The sequence below is a fragment of the Promicromonospora sp. NPDC057488 genome (assembly GCF_042802395.1).
Classification (GTDB): Bacteria; Actinomycetota; Actinomycetes; order Actinomycetales; family Cellulomonadaceae; genus Promicromonospora.
The window spans coordinates 60,183-83,392 of sequence record NZ_JBHVEG010000001.1 but is presented as its reverse complement, the minus strand read 5'-3'; the positions used below and the strand labels follow the sequence as shown (position 1 = coordinate 83,392).

The following is a 23,210-nucleotide window of genomic DNA, read 5'->3' as shown; positions in this document are numbered from 1 at the left end:
CTTGCACGACGTCTCGTGGCGACACAAGTGAACGCCTGGGGCGTATCCCTGGCGCGAACACCCCTGACGTGGGCGGACGGTTGCGCGCGCCCTTCGGGTGCATAGAGATCGCCCGGCGCCCGTGCCGCCACGTGCGACGGACCTGACCCTTTCGGGATCTTGGTGACTGGTGCGGCGCGATCGCGCGCCAGACGCCCCAATGCTGTGGCCAAGGTAAGTGGTGGGGCCCGACGAGCGACGTCGGCTCCGCGAAATTCTGCCGGCGCACGGGTGTGTTCGTGTCGGTGGCACCCCCTAGGCTGAATGCGCCATTTGTCCCCAGTGGGTCGTTCGAAAAGAGGTTGGTGCCGATGTCGCTGTCGCACTCCGCACCGGAACGGTCGGCGCCACCCGCAGCACCAGCTTCGGAACGCACCGTGCGGCGGGTCCCTCACGAGCTCTGGATCGCGATCGTCACGGCGGTCGCCACCATCGTCACGGCGGTCATCGGCACGCTCGTGGCCGTGGACGCAGGGACCGTGGAGGTCCGCGTGGTGGGCGACGGCCCCGGTAGTGCGGAGCTGCAGTCCGTCGTGGACCGGCTGGAGGCAGAGAACGCCGAGCTCAGGTCCGCCAACGAGGACTATCGCGCGCAGGTCGACGAGCTGCGCGGGGAAGCGGATGCGACGCCGGCTGGGTTGGGTGAGAGTGCGGCGAGCGGTGGGGATGAGGACGGTGTTCGGCGCGCGACGACTGAGCCCATCACCCTGGCCGAGTCGGGGTGCCTCGACCTCGACTCGCTCGAGGCCGACGCGCCCAACTGGGACGTCGGCGACGAGGGCGACGTCTGCGTCGACATCCTCTACAACTTCATCGGCACGGACCTCACCGTTCTGGACGAGGAGCCGTCACTGGCCGACTGTGAGGCGCAGACGTACCTGCGTGACGACGTGGGCGACGTCGCGGCGGTCGTCGGCAGATACATCTGCGCGTCGACGGACGGCGGGCGCCTTGCCCGCATCGAGGTAGTCGGCTCGGAGCGGTCGGAGCGGACCGACCTGTCCGTCACGGTGTGGGAGACGCGACACTGAGGTGGTCACCCACCTCTCCGAGTTCGCACTCCATCGCGTTCGCCCAGTTGTTCCGCGAACCAGCTGGCATCGCCTAGTACTACAGCTATGAGGCGTCCGGCTACGCCCTCCCTGGGCAAACGGACTCAGATCGTCCTGTAGGGCCTGCTCGCCCACGGACAACAGCAACAAGTCTGGTCTGTTCGTGGTCTCAAACGTGGACGTGGACGAAGTCTCCCGCCCGTCATGCCGCACCCGTGAAAGTTCCCGTCCTTGCTGGGGTGCAGGCCGAGCAGATCGATCGCTGCGCCACTACCGGGGTCTTGGCTCCTGCTGCCCGAGGAGGTGGGCCGGTGTCTGTATCCGGGGTCCGGCCCGATCCGCCCCGGACGAGGCTCCCGACGGGCTTGCAGGTTCCTGCAATCTGCCTGGGCCCCGCTGGTATTCACTGCGGCTCTACGAAGCAACGGCCAGGTCGACCGCGTTCTGCCGGCCGCTACATCCCCTATGTCACGAATCGCACACAATCAAAGGAACAACGTGAGCACACCCCGCACCGCACTCACTTCTTCAGGCCGACGCCTGCCCTCGGCCGCCCTCTCGCTGGTCATGGCGGCCACCATGCTGCTCATGGCGCCGTCCAGCGCAGATGCCGCGGGCAGCAGCGGCGGAGACGGTCGGTACGTGAACAGTACCTGCGGAGCCCTCGGGTACACCACCGACAACCGGATCCGAAACGAGACGGTGTCGAACGGCGCAGCGCGGCTCCAGGTCTTCTACAGCCGTTCGAAGAATGCCAACTGCGCCCAGCTCATCAACCTGACCGGCAGCAGTACGCACATGACTGTACGGATCGAGCGCTCCAGCAACACTGGGGACTACGCCGTGGACAGCGGGTCCTACTCGAGTTACGCAGGTGCCGTGATCCTCACCGACGCCGGATCAAGCTGCATCAACCTCGGCTGGTACATCAACAGTGGCGGCGGTTGGCGCTACAACGTCCACTGCGGCTGACCTCGTCGAAGCCGTGTGAGTGGCAGGGCGCGGAAATCTTTCCCCTCCCAGTCCCACCTGAACAGCCTTTCGCCCCCAGGGTCTCCGTCCATCTGGACCAGAGATCCTGAGGGCGAAAGAGCGCTCGGACCGGCGCGATCAGACTGCATGGTGCTCGGCCGACGAGCGCCGATCGTGTCGCTCGGGATGCGACCGCCGAGCAGGCTGGTGTCGCGGCCGACCCAGTGGGGTGTTGACCGACGCTGTGGATGAGGACGTCGGCGTCACTGGTCCTGAGGATGGTTTGAGGGTTGAAGACCTTCGCGTCGTTGGTAGTGGGCGCGTCGGGCGCGGTGTTGGTGTCGTCTTCGCTGGCCGGACCAGGCCAGGACGCGATCGCTGGTGATGGTGACCGTGGCGGCTAGGGCGGCGAACAGTCTTCGCGCCTCGCCGAGGGTGATCGCTAGCAGGCCTGCGACGTCGTCGACAGGTTCGGCGTCGTTCATCACTGTGGCGAGGATGGTCAGGAAGGCGTGGGCGAGCATCGCCAGGGTGGTCCACCGGTGCCAGGAATTCCAGCGGCGGACCGGGTGCTCGTCCAGGCCGGCGTGGCCCCTGGCAGCTTGGAAGTTCGCCTCGACGGTCCATCGGCGTCCCACGACCCGCACGAGGTCGCCGATCCCGGCCGGGCATGGGGTCCAGCAGCGGTACCAGGCCAGCTCACCGGTGGTGTCGTTGCGGCGCACCAGCAGGCCGTGGTGACCGGACCCGAGGTCGGGCCCGTCGGCCCCAGGCTGCAGCAGGTAGCGGCGGTTTCCGCCGACGTTTCACTTCTGCCGTGACCACACCGGACGGCTCCCATACCTGTCCGCGTCGGGCACGCCACGCCTCCTGCAGGTCGGCCACAGCCCACTCGACATCGGCGGTGCCACGATCGTTGAGGTACGGCAGCACGATGCGCTTGCTCGTGGCGTCATACATCACTGCCTGTACGGTCGGCTGGTTCTTGACGGCCGCTGCGGCAGGGTTCGGCTCCAGCTCGACCGCCTGCACCTCCCGCCACGGGACCGACCGGCTCCTGAACACGCCGCGCACCGTGAGGTGGTCTTCGTCGGCAACCGTCGCGGTGCTGACGATCACCCGGATCACGAGACCGAAGAAGAGCACGAAGAACAACCCGACCAGCAGTGCTACCCAGCTCGGCGCTTTGTCGTCGGAAGCGATGTCCCAGACGAGTGCGACGGCGCCGACGGCGGGCACCGTGAGGGCAGCGAGGACCTTGCCGAGCGCGCGGATCCGGTACGTGCGGCGGTAGCCAGAGTTCGTCATTGAGTGAATCCTCGTGTGGTGGAAGGGGCCGCGAAGGGTACGGCGTTGCGCGGTGCCGTGAGCGCCATGGTCAGGGAAGCAGCTCTATCGTCACGGTGACTGTCTGGTTCCTGGCCTGGTTCGTGCCCGGGTGCGGTGGGTCGGTGTCGCCGGCCGTCGCGAGGTCCAGTGCACCGAGCGGTATCCCGCCGCCGTCTGAGATCACCTGCGCGGCGGCGAGCGCGCGTGCCAGGCCGACCTCGGCATTGCTGGTGTACGGGCTGGTTGCGACGGGTGTGGTGCTGCTCGTGTGTCCCACGACGGTGAGCGTGGTGGCGGTCAGGTCTGCGAGCCGTGCGGCGAGGTCGGTTAGGGCGTCGGCTCCGTCGGTGGTGGTGTCGGCGCCGCCTGCCTGGAAGACTGGGTCGCGGAACGTGACGACGACGGACCGGGTAGTGCGCGTGACGGCCCACTGTGGGTCGGCGAGGTCGTCCTGGATGGTCCGCAACCGGTTCGTCGCGTCGTCCGACGGCGGTGGGGGAGTGGGGTCGGCCGGAAGGTTGGTGGCGAGCTGGGCCATGTCTTCGCGGAGCGAGGCGAGCTGCTCGGCCGTTGCCGCATCGCCATGGACGGGCTCCGTCGATGCGGACACCGACCAGCTGATGGCAGCTCCGGTGGCCACCAGGAGCACGCTGAGGCCCGCCGCGCCGGCGGCTGTCAGGATTCCGGGTCGCCGGCCGGACCAGATCTCGTGGATCTTCCGCCGGCCCTCGCGTGCGCCGAGGTGCTCCGGGTCGAGACGTTCCACCCTGGCCCAGCAGGTGTCGGCCTGCCTGAGGTCGCCGGTCTGGGCGTGGACGCGTGCCAGGAGGTCGACGACCTCGACGTCGTCGCTCTCCTGGCCGCCGAGGTCTTCGAGCAGGTGACGTGCGGCGTCGTACCGGCCTTGCAGGGCGTGCCGGGCCGCCGTGTCGACGGCGGTCATCGCCGGCGGCCCTCTCGACCAAGACGGCCCTCGTGCTCAGGGCGGTGTTGCGGGGCAGGTTCGTGGTCGATGAAACGGGCGAGCCGAGCGTTGATCCGCTCGATCTGGGCGACGTCCCCGGCCGCGACCGCCGTCCGGCCGTCGGCCAGCAGTCGTTGCACCTCGTGGCGGGGGTCGGCGTCCAGCTCGCCGGCGAACCCGCTGAACCGTGCGAGCGGAAGCTGTCCGCTGTCGTGGAGCGCGATGATCGCGATCTGCCGGATCGCTGCCGTGCGCCGTTCGATCACCGTGCGGTTGCCGTCGGCGATGGCTTCTTCGAGGTCTGCCTCTGCTCGACGTAGCTCGGCTGCACGGGCTCCGCCGCCGGAGTCTTCCACGACTTCCCGCGCGATGTCTTGCGCGGTACGCCCCTCTTCGATGGTTCGGGGCAGCGCGAGCAGCTCGTCCACCTCGTCGAGCGCGGTATCGGCCTGGAGCAGCCGGCTCTGGCACGTCGCAACGGCGTCCTGGTCGGCCTCGGCCTGTCGGAGCAGGCGGTCGATCTCGTCCAGCAGACCGTCCGAGTCCACGCGGTCAAGGCGGGCGGCAGCCACGACCGCTCCGATCTCGTCCGCCTGGCCGCGCAGATCGTGGTAACGCGCCTCGAGCGCTGCGCGGGCGGTCGTCAGCTCCTCGAAGGTCGGCAGCACGGGGCGTGCGAGGTCCACCTCGATGGGGAACTCGGCGTCCAGGAACGGGATGAACGCGTCAGCCTTGATCCGGAAGCTGGTATCGACGTGCACGGTCACCTCGACCTCCGTACCACGCGGGACGTCACGCACCATGTCGTGCGCGCGCAGGTCGAGCTGGCCGATCACCGTGTTGCGGTCGGCCCGGGAGTGCTCGCCGGACAGGATCGGGATACTGATCAGACCGGCACCGGACTGCCGGTCGACGGCCTGGGTGGTGCGCAGGCCGTGGATCAGCCCAGTGGTCGGCAGCGGAGTGTTGCGGAGCACCAGCGGCTCGACCGTACCGTCCACGAGGCCGATGCCGATCGTGTGGCTCATGGTCGTAGCGCCACCCATCCCGCCGCTCTTGCGCTGGTAGGTGAGGTGAGACCGGTGGTATCCGTCTCCACCGGAGAACCTGCGGGGTCATGGAGCACCACGGTGACCGTGTGGGTCGTGAACTCTTCGGCACGGATCCGGACCGCGAAGGTGCCGTCGGGCCGAAGCGGCAGCGACCCGGTGCTCCACACGGGGGCAGCCGTGGTGTTGCGGAGTTCGACGGTCCACCCCGACCAGTCCTGGACACTGTCGGCCCTGGCCCGGCCGCCGACCAGCGGGTCGGGATCCAGCCCCGCCGGCTCGTACTCGAGGTACAGATGGGTCTGACCGGCGGCCACAAGCATGCTCTTCCGGACCTCCGAGGGGATGCGTCGGGTCGCGGCGTAGACGGCCGCGCCCCGGGCCACGACCGTCATCGGGTCAAGGCTGTGGTCCAGCGGGATGCCGAGGCCGTCCACGGGGTCGGCGAGCATCTGGCGGACCAGCGCGAGCTGGGAAGAACCACCGACCAGCAGAACACGGTCGAACGACTCCGGCCCGAGCCCGCTCTCGGCCAGCGACTGCCGGCACAACCGGACCGAGCTGGCCACCAGCGGTCTCGCGACGGCGTCGAGGTCGGCCTGCGTGAGCACGCAGGAGAGCTCGACGGCGCGGCCGGTCGTGATCGTGATCTCGGCCTCGACCTCGACGGACTCCTGCTGCGACAGCTCGACCTTCGCGCCTTCCGCGAGCTCCTTGAGCTGGGCCAGGACGCCGCGATACCGAGGATCGTCCAGCGTCACGTCACCGAGGTCAGATACCTGACGTAGCCGCGGGAGCAGGTGGTCCTCCACGAGTGCCCAGTCGATCCGCTTGCCACCCAGCGAGTTGTCCCCGGCATGGTTGACGACGAGGAACTCGCCGTCCTCGATCTTCACGACGGCGGCATCGAAGGTGCCGCCACCGAAGTCGTAGACCAGCGAGAACCCCCGGTCCGGCAGATCCGTGGCATCTGCGGTGTAGGCCCATACCGCGGCCGCGGGCTCCTGCAGGAGCAGCGCGGCGCGCAGTCCGGCAAGCTCGGCGGCCCGGCTGGTCGCAGCCGTCTGGTCCGCGGTGAACGCCGCAGGGACGGTGATGACGGCGGTCTCGATCTGATCACCGGTGCGGCGGGCCACGTCAGCCCGCATGGCCTTGAGCACCTCGGCCGACATCTCCTCCGGGGACATCGAGCGGCCCGAGTCCTCGAAGAGCTTGTCCTGGTCGAGGCGGCCCATCCGCAGCTTGAACTCAGCACAGGCGTTGCCCGGGTCGGCCACCACGCGGTCGCGGGCGGCCTGACCCACCCGGACGCTACCCGAACCGCTCAGGTACACGGCCGAGGGCGTGAACTCCAGGCCCCGGCTGTTGCGCACCACCTCGGCGCTCGCCCCCCTCGCGACGGCTACCGCGCTGTTGGTGGTGCCCAGGTCGATCCCGACGTCGATGGTGTCACGCATCGTCATGTCCCCTCTGCTCAGTCACTGCTCGTCCTGCCCCTGCCTGCCGCGTCTCTGGCGCGTGCGTGCGTTCCACGTTCGCCGGCACCGCCACGATGACCTCGCCCTCCTGAATGACCCGGCCCTCGCGGCGCACCGACGGCCGCACGGTCTCGATCACCGTCTCCTCGGTCACGTCGGCGGCGTCCTGATAGGCCAGGACACGCAGCTCCATCCCGACGTCGAACCGGAGCCCGTCGTGGCCGTCCGCCTCGATCCCGGCGGCGGACAGCCGGTCCGCCGCGGCGCTCAGGTACCGGCTCGCCCAGCGCACCGCACGTGGCGCGTCCTGTTCCGCATCCGGGCCATCCACCTTGCGACGGGCGCGCCAGATCTCGGTAACAAGGTCGGCCACGGTCTCGTCAGCCAGCTCGCCGGGGGCCGCACCTGCCTCGGGCTCCTGGTCCGACGGTGGGGGCGTACCGCCCACCACAACGGCCGCGTTCGCAGCGCCCTGCGCGGGTGGCCGTATCCGGAACTCAGCGGGGACCTGCCGCTGCCGAAACCAGGCTCTCAGGTTCACGGTCACCTCCTGGATCGATCCACGAAGAAGTCGACGATCTCGCCCAGAACGCCCAGGACTATCAGGCCTCCGAGGAGAGAACCGCCGATCGACCAGCCGAGCCCCAGGTCGAGCCGGCCGGACAACACCCAGAAGGCCGCCGCCGCCCCCGCGACGAACAGGACCAGGTATGCCAAGCACCCCCCCAGAGCTGCCGAAGCCGACGGGTCGGCGACGGACGGTACGACGACGGCGCCGGAACGCCCCGCCGTCCGTCGGTGGTACTGGAACTGCAGAAGATCGGCGATGTTCGAGTCCAGGAGCGCATTGAGCGACGACGAGTGGGCGAGATGACGAGCTCGGCGTAGAAGCTCGACAGCATCCGTGACGTGGATCTCGTCCGATCTCGAGGATGCGGCCACTGCGTCGTTGAAGTACGCGATCACCCTGTTGTTGATCGTTTGCGCCACCTGGTCCCTGCAGGCACCCACCAGGTCGTCCTCGCTGCTCAGGAGCATCGACAGCGTGGCGAGCGCATCGGACGTCCCGAAGAGCAGACCTCGCGAGTCCGGCAGTCCGGACTCGGGACTCGAGTGCTCCACGGACTCGCAGGCGTCCTGGATCAGGGCGACGATCGGCTCGGTGGCCGCGCGGGCGGCCTCCCGCACCTGACGGGTCTCGAACCCGGCCGAACGTACGAGTGCCATGTGCCGCTGTGCCTGGTCACGGTCGACGGCTGAGGCACGGACCGCCAGCGCGGCGGACACACCGATGACGTGCTCCGGCAACCGCCTGCGCAACGCCCTGAGCACGGCGACCGTCAGCCGGGGGTCGTCGATCTGCGCCGCGCGGCGCCAGACCCAGTCCCAGGTGGCCTCCGCCGTGAGCGCCCGTGCCATGAGCTCGAGGCCGGTCGTCCAGTCTGCCCAGGTGGCTGCGTCTGTGACGGTTCCGTCCGCGTTCGTGTTCTCCAGCGCCCGAGAGTGGGTGACGAGCGCGTGCTCGTGCCAGCCGGGTTGGTCAGGCTGGAACCAGAGCAGCTCGTGCACCAGCCGTGCCACGGGGTCGCGCAGCACCTCGATTGCTGCTCGGCCTGCGTTGGCAAGGTCGGACGGCGACAGCGGGCGGTCGGCATCGGGAGCGGGTGACACGTGGTACGGGTTTGCCAGCTCCGCCTGGTAGCGGCGGATCTGTCGGGACGTGGCGTCGGTGGGCAGGCCGGTGACCCGGAACGCGTTGTTCAGGTAGAGGTTGTGGCCTTCGAGAGGGCGTAGCACGCGGCCGATCTCGCGTGTGGTCTCGGTCGAGCTGTTCATGACATCAGCCCGCGGTCGGGTGCGGGAGCGGCGTCGGCGCGGCGTCGGGCGCACCAGGCCGTGAGGACGTCTGCGAGCTCGGCTGCGTCGGCTGGTCGGTCCGCAGGGTGCCGCTCGAGGGCGTGGAGCACGGCTTGCGCCAGGTGTTGGTCGACGTCGTGGTTCAGGTCGTGGGGCGAGATCGGCGGCGGGCGGTGCCGCGCCCCGAAGACGGTGACAGCAGTCTCGGCGTAGGGCAGGACATCGGTCAGCAGGAGATAGGCGAGGGCACCGATGGCATAGACGTCCGCTGCCGGGGATGCTCCCTGGCCGAACCGCAGTGCCTCGGGTGCCATGAACGCGAGCGTCCCTTCCGAGCCGGCCAGCCCGGAGCGGGCGTCGACGCGGCGGGCCAGGCCGAAGTCGCCGACCCGGACGCGCAGTCCATGTGGCTCGTCGCCGACCAGGACGTTCCAGGGGGTCAGATCACGGTGCACGATCGGCGGTTGCTCCCTGTGCGCGACGGCGACTCCGGCGCAGATCTGCCGGACGATCTCGACGGCGTCGTCGATGTTCGCTCCCCGGCCGGGACGCGACCGGCGATAGTCGTCGAGGTTTCCCGCGGCTACGTACTCCATGGTGAAGAAGCCACGGTTGCCTGCCGCCGTGGTCACGGTGCCTGCGTCGAAGACGCGCACGACGTTCGGGTGGCCGAGCTTCGAGAGCAGGATGGCCTCCTCGAGCATGCGGCGGGTCTGGGCGAGGGTGCCGACGCGCTTGAACACCTTCATGGCCTGACGGCCCAGAAATCGGTGACGTACGCGGTAGACCTCGGAGTAGGCCCCCTGCCCGAGATAGCGCTCCACCTCGTAGGTGTCGCCGATGTGCAGGCCAGCGGTGAGCAGGCGCACTGATTCCTCCTTCCGAGTCAGGTCCCGGATCGTGGTTCGCAGATCTTTGCCTGGCTGATCCGGGACCCCTCCCGGGTGGTGCGGCTGACGTCGGCGATGGTGGGGGAGGATTCGGGTGTTCTGGATCAAGAGTGGTCCCCGAAATCCTGTTGCCGCCGGTCGCAGTGCACTAACGTCGGTCCGGCACAGCGCCAGGCGGGGCGCGTCATCCAAGGGGGACATGGCGGGTGTCAACGGGACAGGTCATCGGCGGCAGGTACCGGCTGGTGGAACGCCTCGGGGCGGGCGGCCATGGCGAGGTGTGGCGTGCCGCGGACCTGCGTCTGGACGAGCGCCCGGTGGCGCTCAAGCGCACCCACCAGGACGGTGACGCCAAGGGCGCAGACCGGGTCAGGCGCGAGGCTCGCAGTCTGGCCCGGATCAGCCATCCGCACGTGGTCGCCGTGCACGACGTCGTCGACGACGACGGCGAGGTCTGGGTGGTGATGGAACATGTCGCCGGTAGGCCGCTGTCCGAGCTGGGGCAGCTCTCGGTCACCGAGACCGCCCGGTACGGCGCTCAGCTCGCCGGTGGCCTGGCAGCGGCGCACGCCCAGGGCATCCTGCACCGCGACGTCAAACCTGCCAACGTGCTCGTTACCGAGAATGGGTTCGCGAAGCTCGCCGACTTCGGCATCTCACGTCCCCTGCACGCCGAGGAGACCGTGACCGCGACCGGTGCCCTTACCGGCACACCGGGGTATCTTGCCCCGGAGGTCGTCAAGGGTGGCCGGTTCACCGAAGCGGCCGACATCTGGTCGCTCGGCGCCACGCTTTACCACGCGCTCGAAGGCACCACCCCGTTCGGTGACGACAACGCTCATGCCCTGTTGTGGAAGGCCGCCACCGAGGAGATCCGGCCACCTCGCCGGGCCGGTGCGGCCGGCCCGATCCTGCTCTCGATGCTCGCGAGGAAGGCGGGAGACCGACCACACCTCGAACGGGTGCGTCAAGACCTCGCGGGCCTCGCCGGCGACCCGTCCGCAGGCAAGGGGGCTGACCGCGACCGGGACTCCAAGCGCCGCGGTAAGGCTCTCCTCGTCGCCGGGATCACCGTCGTGTCACTCGTGCTGCTCTCGGTAGTGGCCCGGGTCGCCTTCGACAAGTACGAGGGCACATCAGCTGCACAGGCAGGGGCGAACGGCACCGCCGGTACCGAAGCCTCGGCCCTCACCGCTCCGGTTGGCGACCCAGCGACCGCGGACCTGTGCGCGGTGCTCGACGTCGAGGCGCTCGGTGCGTTCGGCGCGACCCGCATCCGTACCGACAGCGGCGCCCTCAATACCTGCGATGTCGTCGTGACGAGAGATGACGGCGCGCTGATCGCGGTCAGCGCCATGTTCAAGAACACAGGGGAGCGGCCCGAGGAACCGAACCGGCAGTTCGGGTCGGTCACCGTGGTGGACAACGAGTACGAGATGCCCGATCAGTGCAGCCGTGATCTGTTCCTGGCGGACAGCGACTACAGCATCTCGGTGGACGTGTGGCAGGAGACGTGGGACCAGACGTCGCAGACGGCGGGCGAGGTCGACAACCTCTGTGAGATCGCCCAGTCGAACGTCGCCCACGCCACCGCAGTGCTGAACGCAGGCGAGCTCCCACGTCGAGCCCGGCCGTTCGCGCAAGGCTCGCTCTACACCCAGAGCGCCTGTGACCTGCTCGAAGGAAAACAGCTCGAGGTGCTGCCCGGTGCCGAGGCCGCGCGGCCACTTGCCGGGTTCGCGGGGTGGGACTGCCGGTGGACGACCGACGACGGCACGGAGCTGCATGTGCAGTTCGAGTACGACCGCCCGCCCACCGAGAGCGACGGCGATCGGTACGTCTTCAGCGGGCGCGAGGTGTTCGAACGGGGCAGCCTGTGGTCCGAGGACTCCTGCTTGGTGGACGTTGTCAACCGTGTCGCGATCAGCGTGGATGGTGACGGCTCCATCCGAGCTGAACTGGTGCGGATCCAGCTCACGGCGGGCGGGAACGAATCGGTCGACGAGCTGTGCGGTCTCGCTCTCGACATCGCAGAACCAGTGGCGGCCGCACTCCCACCAGTGTCCTGAGGCCCGGCCGGGAGGGGTCCCCGAGCCGTGATGCGATGATCACGTTCCACAGCACTCGGAGGCAGATCGCCATGAGGGACATCTCCCGGCCGGACCGCGTCGAGCCACTGGCGAACCACCATGCGAGCTTGGCATTCGGCGTACCGGACTCGGCGCCCGGCACCATCTACGCGTTGTCGGTCTCCGGGGGCGTCCGCCTCAGTGCGGGGGAGGAGCGGGCCGTCGTGTTCGGCCGCAACCGGCCTGATGTTGACGTCTGCGTCGGCGAGGACGACCTGCGCATCAGCCGCAGCCAGGGGGCGGTGACGTACCGAGCCGGCCTGTGGTGGCTCACCAACACCGGCCACCGCGCACTCCAGCTACCTCATTCATTGATGCTGTTCCCTGAGGACGACCCCCACCCCGTCGACCCCGGGTACACCCCCGTCTTCGTCAGCGGTACCGCCCGCAGACAACACCTGCTCGAGCTCTATGTCACGGGCGACGACGGCCGGCGCCCTCGTCCCGCACCCAACTCCGCCACCCTGCGGGACAAGCCATGGGCACTCAGCAGCGACGAACGGCTGGCACTAGTCTCCCTCGCCCAGAAGTACCTGCTACACGAGGCCTACCCACAACCGTGCACGTGGCAACAGGTTGCGGCGGACCTGAGCGGCATGCAACCGTCACAGCAGTGGACCTCAAAGCGTGCCGAGCACCTCGTCGCCGGCGTCAGGCGGCGGCTATCACGCGGGGGAGTGCCTGGCCTGACCCGCGAGGAGGTCGGCGAGCCCGTGGGCAACATGCTCAACCACAACCTCGTGATGGAACTACTCCAGACACGCACCTTGGTTCCACCTGATCTGCTGCTCCTGGACGACATCTGACGGAACGCCCCTGAACCAGACGGCGCCGTGCCGGCCAGAACATCCGCCCGGGCGGACACGTGCTCGATGGAGAAGCAGGTCCGGGAAGACGACCGGCTCGGTCCGACCGGAGTCGTCACCTCAACTGTTTCCGTGTGACGGCTCAGTGGTTCGGCACCACCGGCGAGCGCTGCCTGCCGGGAGGACGCCCTGCGCGGTTCAGCGTTTCCCTTTCTTTGGTCTGCGTCTGGGTGGCCAACGGTAGGACGCCAGAGCCGTCCCGCCGGCAAGTTCTCCACGTGCGGCGCGTAGGCGGCGAACTTGTCGATAATGCCGGACTCCAGCCGTAGAGAATCCGACAATGCTGGTGGTGGCAAACCCGATCCCTGTGTACCCAATGGCGAGATCCAAGGGCTTTACGTCGGCCTGCTCGGTGTACGACCGCTCGTCGACGAGACCACGGTCTGAACTCACCAGCTGGCAAGTGTCGCCCATTTGCATCACGTCGTCACCGCACATGACCGCGTCCGGGTTGAATACCGTTGAAGTCGTGCTGAATAGACACCCGAGGCCAACGGCGAGCGCGACCCCCGAGATCTTGGCCAGTGTTGCTGGCGTCAGGCTCACGGAACCGGACGATAGTGCACGGATTTCGCCATCGGCAAGAGATGTATGCGGACACGGACACCGCACTCTCATGCTCTTTGGGATGAGTCCGTTGGTGGCGGGCCATCCCCGGACCGTATGTGGGTCATGGCTGGCGTGGCGAGCACACCTGGTTGGCGAGACCCGCTGGTGACGATGTTCGTCGGCAAGTCCTACTCCTTGTTAGCCGAGGCCTTTGCCCCGTCAAGCCGACCTGCGAGTCGTTGTGTGACGAGTCGGCGTAGGCGAGGTCACATGCGGCGTAGGTAGTCGCCGCGGTGGTACCGAAGGTCTGAGCTGGCAGGCGGGTCAGCCGCTGGCGGCGTTCCGCCACGCCTTGGCGGCAGTTGTCCGGGTGTGCGTGAGGACCGTCTCATGTGTGTCCGGCACGATCTCCCGTTCGATGTCGATCCGGGCGGCAATCTCTGCACCGGGCGCGGCGAAGGCCTGGTCCCGTTCGGCCAGGACGTAGCTCAGGGGAACACCGGGGGCATTTGCGGCCTACCTCGTCCAGCGCGTCAACGTAGCTGCCGGGCTGCTGGAGGGGCTCTGGAGGTTACGGCGTGGCGATCTCCTTCACGTACGCATGAACTACCGCCACCTTATGCGTCAGCTTCACGAGCGCCTTGTTTACGCTGCGACGTTGCAGCCATCGGAGGAGGCGACCGGGCGGAACGACCGCGCTGTGGGCCTGAATCATCCGGAGTGTGCCTCTGCCGACATTCGCGACCGCGTCGATCAGGGCAATAAGGGCCTCGGCATATTCGATGTCGGACTGCAGTGCCCTGCTCAGCTGCGTCGCGAGCGCGCTGGACAACGCTTCACTGAGATCTGTCAAGCGGGCTGTCCCTTCCTGAGCCAGATTCGTGAGCTCGCCATCAACGCCAACGCCTGGTGCCGAATTGGGGAGCGCTTTCGCGTCTTGCGTGATCGTCGCGATGTCGTTCATCACAGTTGAGTGTCGAGTTCGCATCTTGGACGCCACACGTTCCATCCGTGCGCGATCTGCGTCGATACGTTGCAGTGTTGCCTCGGCGTCGTGTGCCGCACTAGCGATCCATGACGTGTGCGCCATTCTGTCCACGGCGGAACCATATGAAGACCCGCTTGGGACCGGTCCCGGCTTTCGCCGTGATTCACCACAAGGAGCGTCGGGCGCCTGGCCGCGGCTTCCCGAATCTGCCGCGAGGTGCCTATCGCTCCCGTCCTCGTGCGCGGCTTTGCCTTGACTGGTCACGTGGACCGTGGTGGCTGGCGTGCGCGCCGAGCTCGGCACGCAGGACCTGGACCTGGGACCTCCGACCCCGGGCCGACGACGACGTGCCGGGCCCACAACCACACAGCCGACGTTCCCGCGGGAACGACGTCTTCAGACCGGGCACCCCAGTACGGGGACGGCGCCCGGAGCTTCGCGATAGTGCGTCCGGCGAAAGTCGAGCAGTGCCCAGCCTTGGTCTCCGCAAGCGGCGCAGGCGCCCGAAGGGCCACACGAGTTGTGACTCTGTCGAGCCTGGCCCGAATGGCACGTCCGTCGGCGTTGCGACTTCAGACATTTGGTGTGGGCGCCTGATTGGGCAAGAGCGTCCGACGGGGCTGACGAGGACTCGCGGCTCACGCCCTTGGGCATCCTCCGTGCGAACTGTATCTCGAGTCCGAAAGTCTCAGGGCATCGCCCTTGGGGTCGTCGAGCAGGATCCTGATCTTTCGCACTGGGTGTCGGCCTGTGCTGCCGACGCGGGTGGCGTCGACCCCACACGTCGTGCACCATTCGCGCGACGGGAACGGCCTGGGGCGAGTGCGCGACGATTGTCCCGAGAACACCACGGCAACGTGCCGCAGCTACTGGGGCCCAAGTCATGCCGTCCGAGCTCGACGGTGCCGAGGACTCTTATCCGCATCAGACGCTCCCATCAGTGCCTGGCTAGCGACCCCCTAACGAACGGCCGGAGCGCCGGGCAAGTATGCCGGATGGCGATGACCCTGATTGTCTTCGATCCGCGCAGGTCAGAGGTCGCCGCGAGTGATGGGGAGAAGCTGCGCCCGCAGCTCACCGACAAGCCCTCTGTGGTTCTCGATCTGTCGGGTTTCGACCCCGCCCGGCTCACAGGATGGTGGCCACGGACAGCGCTGCGGTGCATGCTGGGAGGCGTGAACGTCACCGACTGGCAAGGTCAGATCCGGGCCTTGCAGGACCAAGTTGCCATCTTGGAACAACTGGCCGACTTGGCCAAGCGCGAAGCCTCAGGCTTTCCAAGTGGCCACCCCAGCTGCGAGGTACCGCTCTCCCGAGCGGAGGCCGACCTGGAGGAAGTGCGCCAGCTGCTGGTGGCGGCGCAGGTGTTCGGCGTGACCGAACGCGATGGCCCCGGGCCGTATCCGTTCGCGGAATTGATTGCGATGACTGGCGCGGACCCGGACCGCTTGCGGGAAGTGCTGGGTCAGATGGTTGCTGACGGCGTGATGGGATCATCTGCCGACGGCCACAACTACTCTCTCGTGCTCTAGTTGGAGCGCCTGGGCACGGACGCCGTCGCCGGTCGTGACCACGGCGTCATTCGTGCCAAAGCGCTACAAAGACCGGAGCCGAGTCGGTTACAAGCCTGCCGGTCGGCGCGACAGCTACCGCTGTGCCCAAGGGGGTCCCTGGTCAACCCGCTCGAGTGATGGCGCCGATCCCGAAGTCCCTCTACCTTTGGCGCGGGTGGGGTGGAAAGGGGCCGGGATGGGTTCGGGAACTGTTGCGCAAGTCGCACGTACCTTGTGGGGCGTCGAGCTACCGCCAGCTCCGGTCGCGCGCTTTGCTGAAAGTGGCTGGACCTACGAGGGAGCGGTCCCTCACCCCTGTCCGAGGTGCGGCGGTGAGCTCCACGTCCTGCGCAAGCCATACATGACCAACGGCAGGCAGCAGCGCTACGTCGCCGTCGTGTGCCCGACGTGCCCGGAGTCGTTCAGGCTCCACGACCTCGGGCTGAAGACAGCCCGGGAACTGCACCTTCCCCAACCGTCGGCGGTGCACCCAGTCGGCCAGCCGGCAGCTCCCGTGATGGAGACGGCTCACGCGGACGTCGACGCGCCCCGGCGTGCCCGCGTCCTGAGGTTTTGGCGGGCAGTCGAGTTCTTCGGGGCACAGGAGGTCAAGCCTGCGAACCCCGGGAAACGCCGCTATGACATCGGCTGGGACGGGCCTCTTCCGTGGCAGACCGGGCACCACCTGCAGCGAGTGAAGAAGTCGAAGCCCGAGAATGTGTGGCGCCACACGGTCTACGGCGGGATCTTCGGGCGGGACCGGATCCACGACCGGATGGCCGAGGTGTTTGGCGAGAGCGGGTTCGACGTCGACGAGCGCACCCCGCGCGGCCAGAGCGCCTTGTTCGCGGTCGAGGTGTCACCGGACGGGCGGTTGCTGCTGGATTCGTTCACGCTGTCACAGGCCGCGTGGGCGCTGGGCAGAACCGTCGGCGGTCCTGGGCCTCGCGCGTCGGACTGGCTCGATGAGTTCGACAAGGCTCAGAAGCAGTTCGCGTCCGACGTCGAGGAGGTCGTGCAGGCGCACGTCGACGACAAGCAGGCTCGTGATCTGGAGGAGAAGGGCATCGCGGTGAGCCGCCGGGCGGACACGCGGCTGCTGTACGCGCTCGTCCGGCTGGCGGCGCAGACGCTCGGCGTCGTCGATCTCCTGGCACCCAGAGGGCTGCGGGTGCAGAGCATCGAGGTGTCGCCGCGGCGGGCGTATGAGCCAGATGCCGACTTCTTGAACAGCTTCCTGGCCGAGGACCTCGGCAGAGTCGCTGACGCCGTGCTGGCCGGCGAGGCCGGACCTGCGTTGGCAACGTATCTTGCCGAGACGCCGAACGGCGACAGGTTCGACGTACGCGCACCGCAGAACCTCGACGCCGTGCTGGACATGTTGGCGCCCCGCCACGTCCCGCCAGGGCGCTGGCCGACGAACCCCGAGCACTCGCTGGCCACGTCTCAGCAGCTGGCCGTGAACCAGTCCCTCGCACGGCTGGGCAAGTCGGCCGGGCTCTTCGGTGTGAACGGACCACCGGGCACCGGCAAGACGACGATGCTGCGCGACCTGGTAGCTGCGCAGGTTGTTGCTCGCGCGGAGCAGCTCGCCGAGCTGGCCACCCCGGCGGCCGCGTTCGAAACGGTCAAGAAGGGATGGCGCATCCCGGGTCATACGGTCGAGTTCCAGGGCCTGATCTCCGCGCTGACCGGGTTCGAGATGGTCGTTTCGTCGTCGAACAACGGCGCGGTTCAGAACGTCACGCGCGAGCTCCCAGACGCGGAGAAGGCTATCGATGCCCCCTGGAAGGACGCGGACTACCTGAGCGAGCACGCAACACGGGTTCTGCAGGACAAGGACGACGAGAGGTCGCCCGCCGGCCCGCGAGCCTGGGGCCTGGTTGCTGCGACGTTGGGCAGGCGCAGTAACCGCAGCCGGTTCGTCAGCCGTCTCTGGTTCACACCGCGGCCGAAAGAAGAAGGGGCGGAGCCGGAGTGGGGCGGCCTCAAGGACTGGCTCGCGGAACAGAGTGAGCTCGTCGGACCCTCCGCATGGGGGACGAGCGTCGACGCTTTCCGAAGTGCTCTGCGCAGAGAAGGCGTGATCCGCGCTGAACGGCAGGCAGCACATGAAGCGCTGCGCGCCCTGCCGGGGCTGCTCAGCGCGAGCCAGATCGCCTGGGAAGCGGTTGAAAACCTGACGTTCGAGCTCGGTCAGGTTCAGGCCGACTGGGGGCGCGCGGAGGCTGCCCACGACGAGGCTACATCCGTAGCGGACGTTGCCCGCCGGCGTCGCCTCGAGCACCACGAGCGCAAGCCTGCCTGGTGGGAGACGGTCTTCACACTCGGGGCCTCGATCCGCCGGTGGAACGTGGAGGACGCTCCGATTGCCGACCGCCAGCGCGAGGCCGAAGCCATTGAAGACGCTGCCGCCGCTGCACTGAGGACCTGTCGTACGGCCCTTGGCGCGATCGAGGACCGGCTCGAGAACGCACGCCAGGCCCTGAAAAATGCTGAGCGAGACGTCTCCGCTGCGCGCTCCGTCGTCGAGCGGACGCGGTCTTCCATGACGGGCCAGCACGTCCGTGAGCACGTGCCTGATGCCGGCTGGCGCGAGTCCGAGTACATGCGCGAAACCTTCGCGCCGTGGCTCGATGTCTCGTGGAACATGGCCCGCACCGACGTCTTCCTCGCCGCCCTGGACCTCCACCGCGCCTTCGTGGTCGGTGCTGGGCGCCCGATGAGTCGCCTACTGGGTGCTGCGATGGACGTCGTCCAGGGAAGCGCTCCGAAGGAAGCGGCAGCGGATGCGGTGCGGGCCGCCTGGCAAGGCTTGTTCCTTCTCGTGCCGGTCATCTCGACGACGTTCGCGTCGGTCGGACGTATGCTCGAGCAGGTTGGTGCTGAAGCGTTCGGATGGCTCCTGATCGACGAGGCAGGGCAGGCCACACCGCAGGCTGCTGCCGGCGCGATCTGGCGGGCAAGGCGAGTCCTCGCAGTCGGAGACCCGCTCCAGTTGGAGCCTGTGGTAACGGCTCTGCACTCTGCCCAGGCGCAGTTGCGTGACCACCACGGCGTCAGTGACACCTGGCTGCCCGACCAACAGTCCGTTCAGACCCTGACCGATCGCGTGACCACGCTCGGCACCAGTCTCTGGCGCGGCGACGAGGAGATCTGGGTCGGTGCGCCGTTGCGTGTGCACCGTCGCTGCGACGAGCCGATGTTCTCCGTCGTCAACGACGCGGTGTATCGCGGGCTCATGATCCAGGGTGACCCCAGTCGTCCTGACCGTTTCGGGCTCCTGCCTGAAGACGAGCCAGCGCCGGAGCCGCCGGTCTTGAATCGGCCGGTTGAACAGAGCCTGTGGCTCGACGTGCGTTCTGACGCTACCGACGGGAACTGGATTCCAGCCGAGGGCGACGCTCTGGCTGAGTTCTTGCACGAGGTCATGCGGCGCCACGGTCTCCGAGCCGAGGACATCCTCGTTGTCAGCCCCTTTCGAGTTGTAGCCGACGAGATCAAGAAGATCGCCGAGCGAGTGTCCAAGGAGGTGACCGGCAACTCGGACATCAAGGTTGGTACCGTCCATGTGTCCCAGGGGAAGCAGGCTCCGGTCGTCTTCCTTGTTCTTGGCGGCTCCACGGCCGGTGCTCGAGCCTGGGCCTCGGGCCGACCGAACCTCTTGAACGTCGCCGTGTCCCGCGCTGAGCACCGTCTCTACGTCATCGGGAATCGGGACGCGTGGAAGGACCACCCATACTTCAGCACCCTTGCGGGCCGGCTTCCCACTCGTACGGTCGGGGGCAACGCACTGGCCTGAATATGTGAAGACCGAGCTGTTCTTCTGTCAGACAGGACGCCGAGTTCCAAGCGTTCCAAGCCAGCAGGCGGAAGCCTTGCTAGAAGTCGACCACTTCACTGGTCACGAGGCTGGAGCGTGGACCACCGTGGGCTGGGCTGGGCTGGGCCGCCGTCAGGGGTTGGCGAGCATCCACGCGAGCACCCGGTCGAAGCGCCTCACCTCGAGGTCTTGTCGGGTGATGGTCCAGTACAGGATTCCCATCGACACCCCGACCCACTGGGCGAGCACCACCCAGTCCTCCGGGCGAGAAGGGTGCTCGTCCGGGCGCTGGAACGCGGAGGCCCAGGCGGGGTCCCCGTAGCCGTCGAAGTCGTAGGCGTGCCCGCCGAGTTCCCACTCGCCTCCGCCGTCAGACTGCTCGGACCAGACGCTCTGGAGCGTCTCCCAGTGGGGGTGGGTGGCACGGGTCTCGTCATCGGGTGGGCAGGAGGGCAGCGATATGCCGGGGACCAAACGCAGGTCTGGCGTCCGCCGCAGGGCCTCGTCCAGTTCCTTAGGCGAGTCGTACTCGTAGGGCTTGTAGTCGGGCGTGGTCGCCCGTTCCTCGACGGGTGTTCCGGCCGGCACGTATGCGGCGCCGCCGGGTAGGAGGGCGTCGTCGAGTTGGATGTTCGCGAACAGGAGGACATGGCCGTCGGGTGGCAGCGGCAGGTCGGTGGCGCTTGGCGGGATCGCTGCCAGGTCGAGCGTCACGACGAGCTGGTAGTCGGTGGGCCGCCCCTGCGTCCTGGCTGGGGTGGGTGCGTCGGGCGGGAGCATGAGCGGGGTGCCGAACCGGCCGACGACCGCGCCGCCGCCGTCGGGCGCTGTCCGAAGTGTCGGGCGCGCGAGGGCGAGCCACCGGTCGACGTCGTCCGCCGGGACGCCCCGGTCGAGCGCCCGGTCACGGAACTGGTCGGCGACTCCCTGACCAGCCGCTTCTCCATCGAGTATGCGCATGGCGGGATCTTATGAGCGGTGCCTGACACGCCCGCCAAAGAGCGGTGGTGTTGCGTGCCGATCACTGCACGAGAAGTGACCGTACAACTGACCCACAACGAGTGGTCCGTTGTGGGTCGGCCTGACCCGAGTTACCCGTGACGGACCGACAAGCAAGGCGCAGGCGTCCACGAAAGCAGACGGACAGTGCTCCTTCGCACATGGGAACCCTGAGCGCCCGCTACTTAGAGTGCACAAGTTTCATCCCCTACGTACGCTTCATCCCGAGACGAATGATCGAAACTCATGCAAATCCGTCGTTCACGAGAGTTGAGGGGTGAGCATGTCCCGAGGTGGCCCTCGCGATGCCGCATCCGAGTCTGACTCCTTGGGAATCGGGCTCGGTGGGAGCGGCGTTCACGGTCGGGACAGAGAACTGCGGTCGATCAGATCGTTCGCTTTCGATCTGGACCCGACGACCCTGGTGGTCAGCGGTCTCAGTGGCGCAGGCAAGACGACTACGGTCCTCACCGCGCTCGAGCGGGCCGGTCTGGGGGAGCAGGTCGTCCGGATCGTGCGTTCGATCTCGCCGAGACCTCACGCGCAGCTGTCGGCCAAGGGGCCAAGGCTCGATCTGTCGGGACTGGTTGCCGCCAAGGGTGGGCGCATCGCGCTGGACCCGGACGGATTGTTCGAAGCGCTTGGACCAGGTGCCGCCTCCGGTGGGCCTCGAATACTTTTCGTCGACGACGTCGAGGTGCTCACTGCCGATCGGGTCGCATGGTTGCGGCGCCTGACTGAGACGGCCTACGACAACGGGTGGCGGGTGATCGCCGCTGCCTGGCTCCTTCCGGATCATCCGCAGCCGAGCGGGATGGATGTGGTGGCTCTCGGTCCTCTGAGCTCGGTATCACTGCGACAGGTGCTGCAGGAGGAGCTCCACCAGCCGATCGCTGAGGACGTCGCGGAACGGTTGCGACGGTGGAGTGGGGGAGTGCCGCAGGTTGCGCTCGAGCTTGCGGCCGGGCTAAGCCCCGAGCAGTTGCGCGGCAGCACCGGTTGGGCGGGTCCGGTGAGCGTCGGGCCGGCAGCGCGGCGTGCATACCGGGTCCTGCTGGACGGACTGACCGACGCTGATACCCGAGACCTCGCCCGTGCGACCCCTCGCTCGGGTGCACCTGCGCGCAGTACCGACGAGCTGGGCGCGCAGCACCCGCTCCTTGCGCTCCTCTGCCAGGACGAGTACGGCGCCGACCAGGCTGCGGGCGTGGACGACGGACTCGGCCCGGCCGACCTGTTTGCCGCAGCCTTGGACGGTCTGCACCTTGAGGACCTGGCAGGCGCGACCTCGGCCGGGATCACCCCGCGCATCACGGCGGGCGTGGTCGCCGTCGCGCTCCTGACCGGTACCTCTCTCGTGGCGGGACGGACCGGAGAGCGGCTGCTGCGGCACATGAGCCCTGAGTGGACCGACCACTTGTGGTGGCACACCGCACCGTCCGACCAGGCGATTCGAGCCGCGGGCGCGCGGGTGACCGCCACCCTCGTCGTGCTGGAGGGCTGCGGCCAACTGCTCGATCCCGCTGGGTTCCGGTCTGACCTGGACCTGCTCGACCAGGTGCCCGACGCGCACTGGGTGGGAGTGTGCATCCGGGTGCGTGGCCGTTTGCTGCTGGGAGACGTTGCCGGTGCCCGTTCATTGCTGGATGCTTCGACCGGCTTAAGGCACGAACCGACGATCGCGGAGATCGTCGCCAGGGATCTGGCCGAGTCCAGCATCGGGATCACCGAAGGCCGCCCGGCCGGCGCGCGGACCTATCTCGAGCACGCCACACGGCTGCGGCCCGGTATCCGAAATTGGCTGCCGGTGGCAGGTCACGAGGCCCTGGTGGCCGCCATGCTCGACGGGCAGGCACCGGTGGTCGGCGCGTTACGGTCACCGAGTCCGTGGTCAGAAAGAGCCGTGGGTGAATACACCCTCGACCTGGGGGCGGCGCACCTCGTCGTGGGCCAAGCAGCGCAGGCGAGCGAGCTGCTCACGAGCGGACTGGAACGCTGCGCGTGGCCCTACCGCGGCCGGGCGCAGGCACGGGCCGACGCGGTCGAAGCCGTCATGGTGAGTGACGGCAAGCTCAGGCCGCGGTCGCGGCGTCTGGTCCGACCACCGCTGGCAGCCGAGGAACAACTGCATGTCACTGCGGCTGCGTCGGCGAAGCGGGCGAAGACCTTCCTGACGAAGGACAGGAACACCACGAGTCTCGATGACTGGTTGCCGGTCGGGCATACGCCGTTGACTCCCTGGCTGCGCCTACGAGCCCTGATTGCCTTCGGGCACCACGGTTTGGGTCACGGGGACGACTGGACGCTTCAACACATGGCGCGAGAAGCGCGGATTCTTGCGGATCTGGCGGGTACACCTGGCTGGTGCGGTGCGATCGACGCGGTTCTGGACACGGAGAGGTCCGTCCGTCCGGGATGGGACCTGCTGAGCGAGAACGAGCGCACCCTGCTCCGACTGGTCGTGCAGGGCGCGACCAACGAGCAGATCGCCGAGGCCGTGTATCTGTCAAAGCGATCGGTGGCCAACCGTTTCCGCCAGATCTACACCCGGCTACGCGTCCGGGACCGCAGAGAGCTGATCGAGCTCATGGTGGCCGAGCCGCCTGATTGGATCGGCGAGTCAGGCTCGTGAGCCACTGCCTCTCCCCGCGTGTAGCAGGGGGAGGCAGTGGC

The 23,210-nt window shown here is 68.0% G+C and carries 17 protein-coding genes; 7 read left to right on the top strand and 10 right to left on the bottom strand.

Going from position 1 to position 23,210, the window contains the following annotated elements:
* The first annotated feature begins 416 nt into the window (after positions 1 to 416).
* On the top strand, positions 417 to 1,070 hold the full coding sequence (locus ACFU5G_RS00365; RefSeq protein WP_377239565.1) for a hypothetical protein: 654 nt from the start codon (positions 417 to 419) through the stop codon (positions 1,068 to 1,070).
* A 519-nt stretch (positions 1,071 to 1,589) separates the two neighbouring features.
* Positions 1,590 to 2,063, top strand: a complete 474-nt coding sequence (locus ACFU5G_RS00360; protein ID WP_377239562.1) for a hypothetical protein — start codon at positions 1,590 to 1,592, stop codon at positions 2,061 to 2,063.
* A 263-nt stretch (positions 2,064 to 2,326) separates the two neighbouring features.
* Here ACFU5G_RS00360 and ACFU5G_RS00355 read toward each other — a convergent pair whose 3' ends face one another.
* From ACFU5G_RS00355 to ACFU5G_RS00320, 8 genes are all read right to left on the bottom strand, one after another.
* Positions 2,327 to 2,788 (bottom strand): hypothetical protein, encoded by a 462-nt coding sequence (locus ACFU5G_RS00355; protein ID WP_377239559.1) that lies wholly within the window; start codon positions 2,786 to 2,788, stop codon positions 2,327 to 2,329.
* On the bottom strand, positions 2,763 to 3,371 hold the full coding sequence (locus ACFU5G_RS00350) for a PH domain-containing protein (protein WP_377239557.1): 609 nt from the start codon (positions 3,369 to 3,371) through the stop codon (positions 2,763 to 2,765). Before ACFU5G_RS00350 ends, ACFU5G_RS00355 begins: the two co-directional genes overlap by 26 nt.
* Before the next feature lie 70 nt (positions 3,372 to 3,441).
* Complete coding sequence (locus tag ACFU5G_RS00345; protein WP_377239554.1) at positions 3,442 to 4,335, bottom strand: hypothetical protein; 894 nt, start codon at positions 4,333 to 4,335, stop codon at positions 3,442 to 3,444.
* Complete coding sequence (locus ACFU5G_RS00340; RefSeq protein WP_377239551.1) at positions 4,332 to 5,357, bottom strand: hypothetical protein; 1,026 nt, start codon at positions 5,355 to 5,357, stop codon at positions 4,332 to 4,334. The genes ACFU5G_RS00345 and ACFU5G_RS00340 overlap by 4 nt, the downstream gene beginning before the upstream one ends.
* Positions 5,358 to 5,380: 23 nt before the next feature.
* Entirely contained in the window at positions 5,381 to 6,868 is a 1,488-nt protein-coding gene (locus ACFU5G_RS00335; RefSeq protein WP_377239549.1) for an Hsp70 family protein, read from the bottom strand.
* Positions 6,855 to 7,424 (bottom strand): hypothetical protein, encoded by a 570-nt coding sequence (locus ACFU5G_RS00330; protein ID WP_377239547.1) that lies wholly within the window; start codon positions 7,422 to 7,424, stop codon positions 6,855 to 6,857. Before ACFU5G_RS00330 ends, ACFU5G_RS00335 begins: the two co-directional genes overlap by 14 nt.
* A 2-nt stretch (positions 7,425 to 7,426) precedes the next feature.
* On the bottom strand, positions 7,427 to 8,452 hold the full coding sequence (locus ACFU5G_RS00325) for a hypothetical protein (RefSeq protein ID WP_377239545.1): 1,026 nt from the start codon (positions 8,450 to 8,452) through the stop codon (positions 7,427 to 7,429).
* A 263-nt stretch (positions 8,453 to 8,715) separates the two neighbouring features.
* Positions 8,716 to 9,738, bottom strand: a complete 1,023-nt coding sequence (locus ACFU5G_RS00320; RefSeq protein WP_377239543.1) for a serine/threonine-protein kinase — start codon at positions 9,736 to 9,738, stop codon at positions 8,716 to 8,718.
* A 137-nt stretch (positions 9,739 to 9,875) separates the two neighbouring features.
* Here ACFU5G_RS00320 and ACFU5G_RS00315 point away from each other — a divergent pair, with 137 nt between their 5' ends.
* Positions 9,876 to 11,699, top strand: a complete 1,824-nt coding sequence (locus ACFU5G_RS00315; RefSeq protein WP_377239540.1) for a serine/threonine-protein kinase — start codon at positions 9,876 to 9,878, stop codon at positions 11,697 to 11,699.
* Between the two features lie 71 nt (positions 11,700 to 11,770).
* Positions 11,771 to 12,565 (top strand): hypothetical protein, encoded by a 795-nt coding sequence (locus ACFU5G_RS00310; protein WP_377239538.1) that lies wholly within the window; start codon positions 11,771 to 11,773, stop codon positions 12,563 to 12,565.
* Between the two features lie 1,180 nt (positions 12,566 to 13,745).
* Here ACFU5G_RS00310 and ACFU5G_RS00305 read toward each other — a convergent pair.
* On the bottom strand, positions 13,746 to 14,138 hold the full coding sequence (locus tag ACFU5G_RS00305) for a hypothetical protein (RefSeq protein WP_377239536.1): 393 nt from the start codon (positions 14,136 to 14,138) through the stop codon (positions 13,746 to 13,748).
* 1,019 nt (positions 14,139 to 15,157) lie between these two features.
* Between ACFU5G_RS00305 and ACFU5G_RS00300 the strand changes: the two genes are divergently transcribed.
* Together ACFU5G_RS00300 and ACFU5G_RS00295 are read left to right on the top strand one after the other, a co-directional pair.
* The gene (locus ACFU5G_RS00300; RefSeq protein WP_377239534.1) at positions 15,158 to 15,694 is read left to right on the top strand and encodes a hypothetical protein; all 537 of its coding nucleotides are present in this window, start codon (positions 15,158 to 15,160) and stop codon (positions 15,692 to 15,694) included.
* 382 nt (positions 15,695 to 16,076) lie between these two features.
* Entirely contained in the window at positions 16,077 to 19,517 is a 3,441-nt protein-coding gene (locus ACFU5G_RS00295; protein ID WP_377239532.1) for a DEAD/DEAH box helicase, read from the top strand.
* A 153-nt stretch (positions 19,518 to 19,670) separates the two neighbouring features.
* Here the strand turns inward: ACFU5G_RS00295 and ACFU5G_RS00290 are convergent, their stop codons facing one another.
* A complete protein-coding gene (locus ACFU5G_RS00290; RefSeq protein WP_377239530.1) occupies positions 19,671 to 20,498 on the bottom strand; it encodes a DUF1963 domain-containing protein in 828 nt (275 codons plus the stop codon).
* A gap of 367 nt (positions 20,499 to 20,865) precedes the next feature.
* On the opposite strand from ACFU5G_RS00290, the gene ACFU5G_RS00285 reads away from it, so the two are divergent.
* Positions 20,866 to 23,169: a LuxR C-terminal-related transcriptional regulator gene (locus ACFU5G_RS00285; RefSeq protein WP_377239528.1), complete on the top strand. Its 2,304-nt coding sequence runs from the start codon at positions 20,866 to 20,868 to the stop codon at positions 23,167 to 23,169.
* Positions 23,170 to 23,210 lie beyond the last annotated feature (41 nt).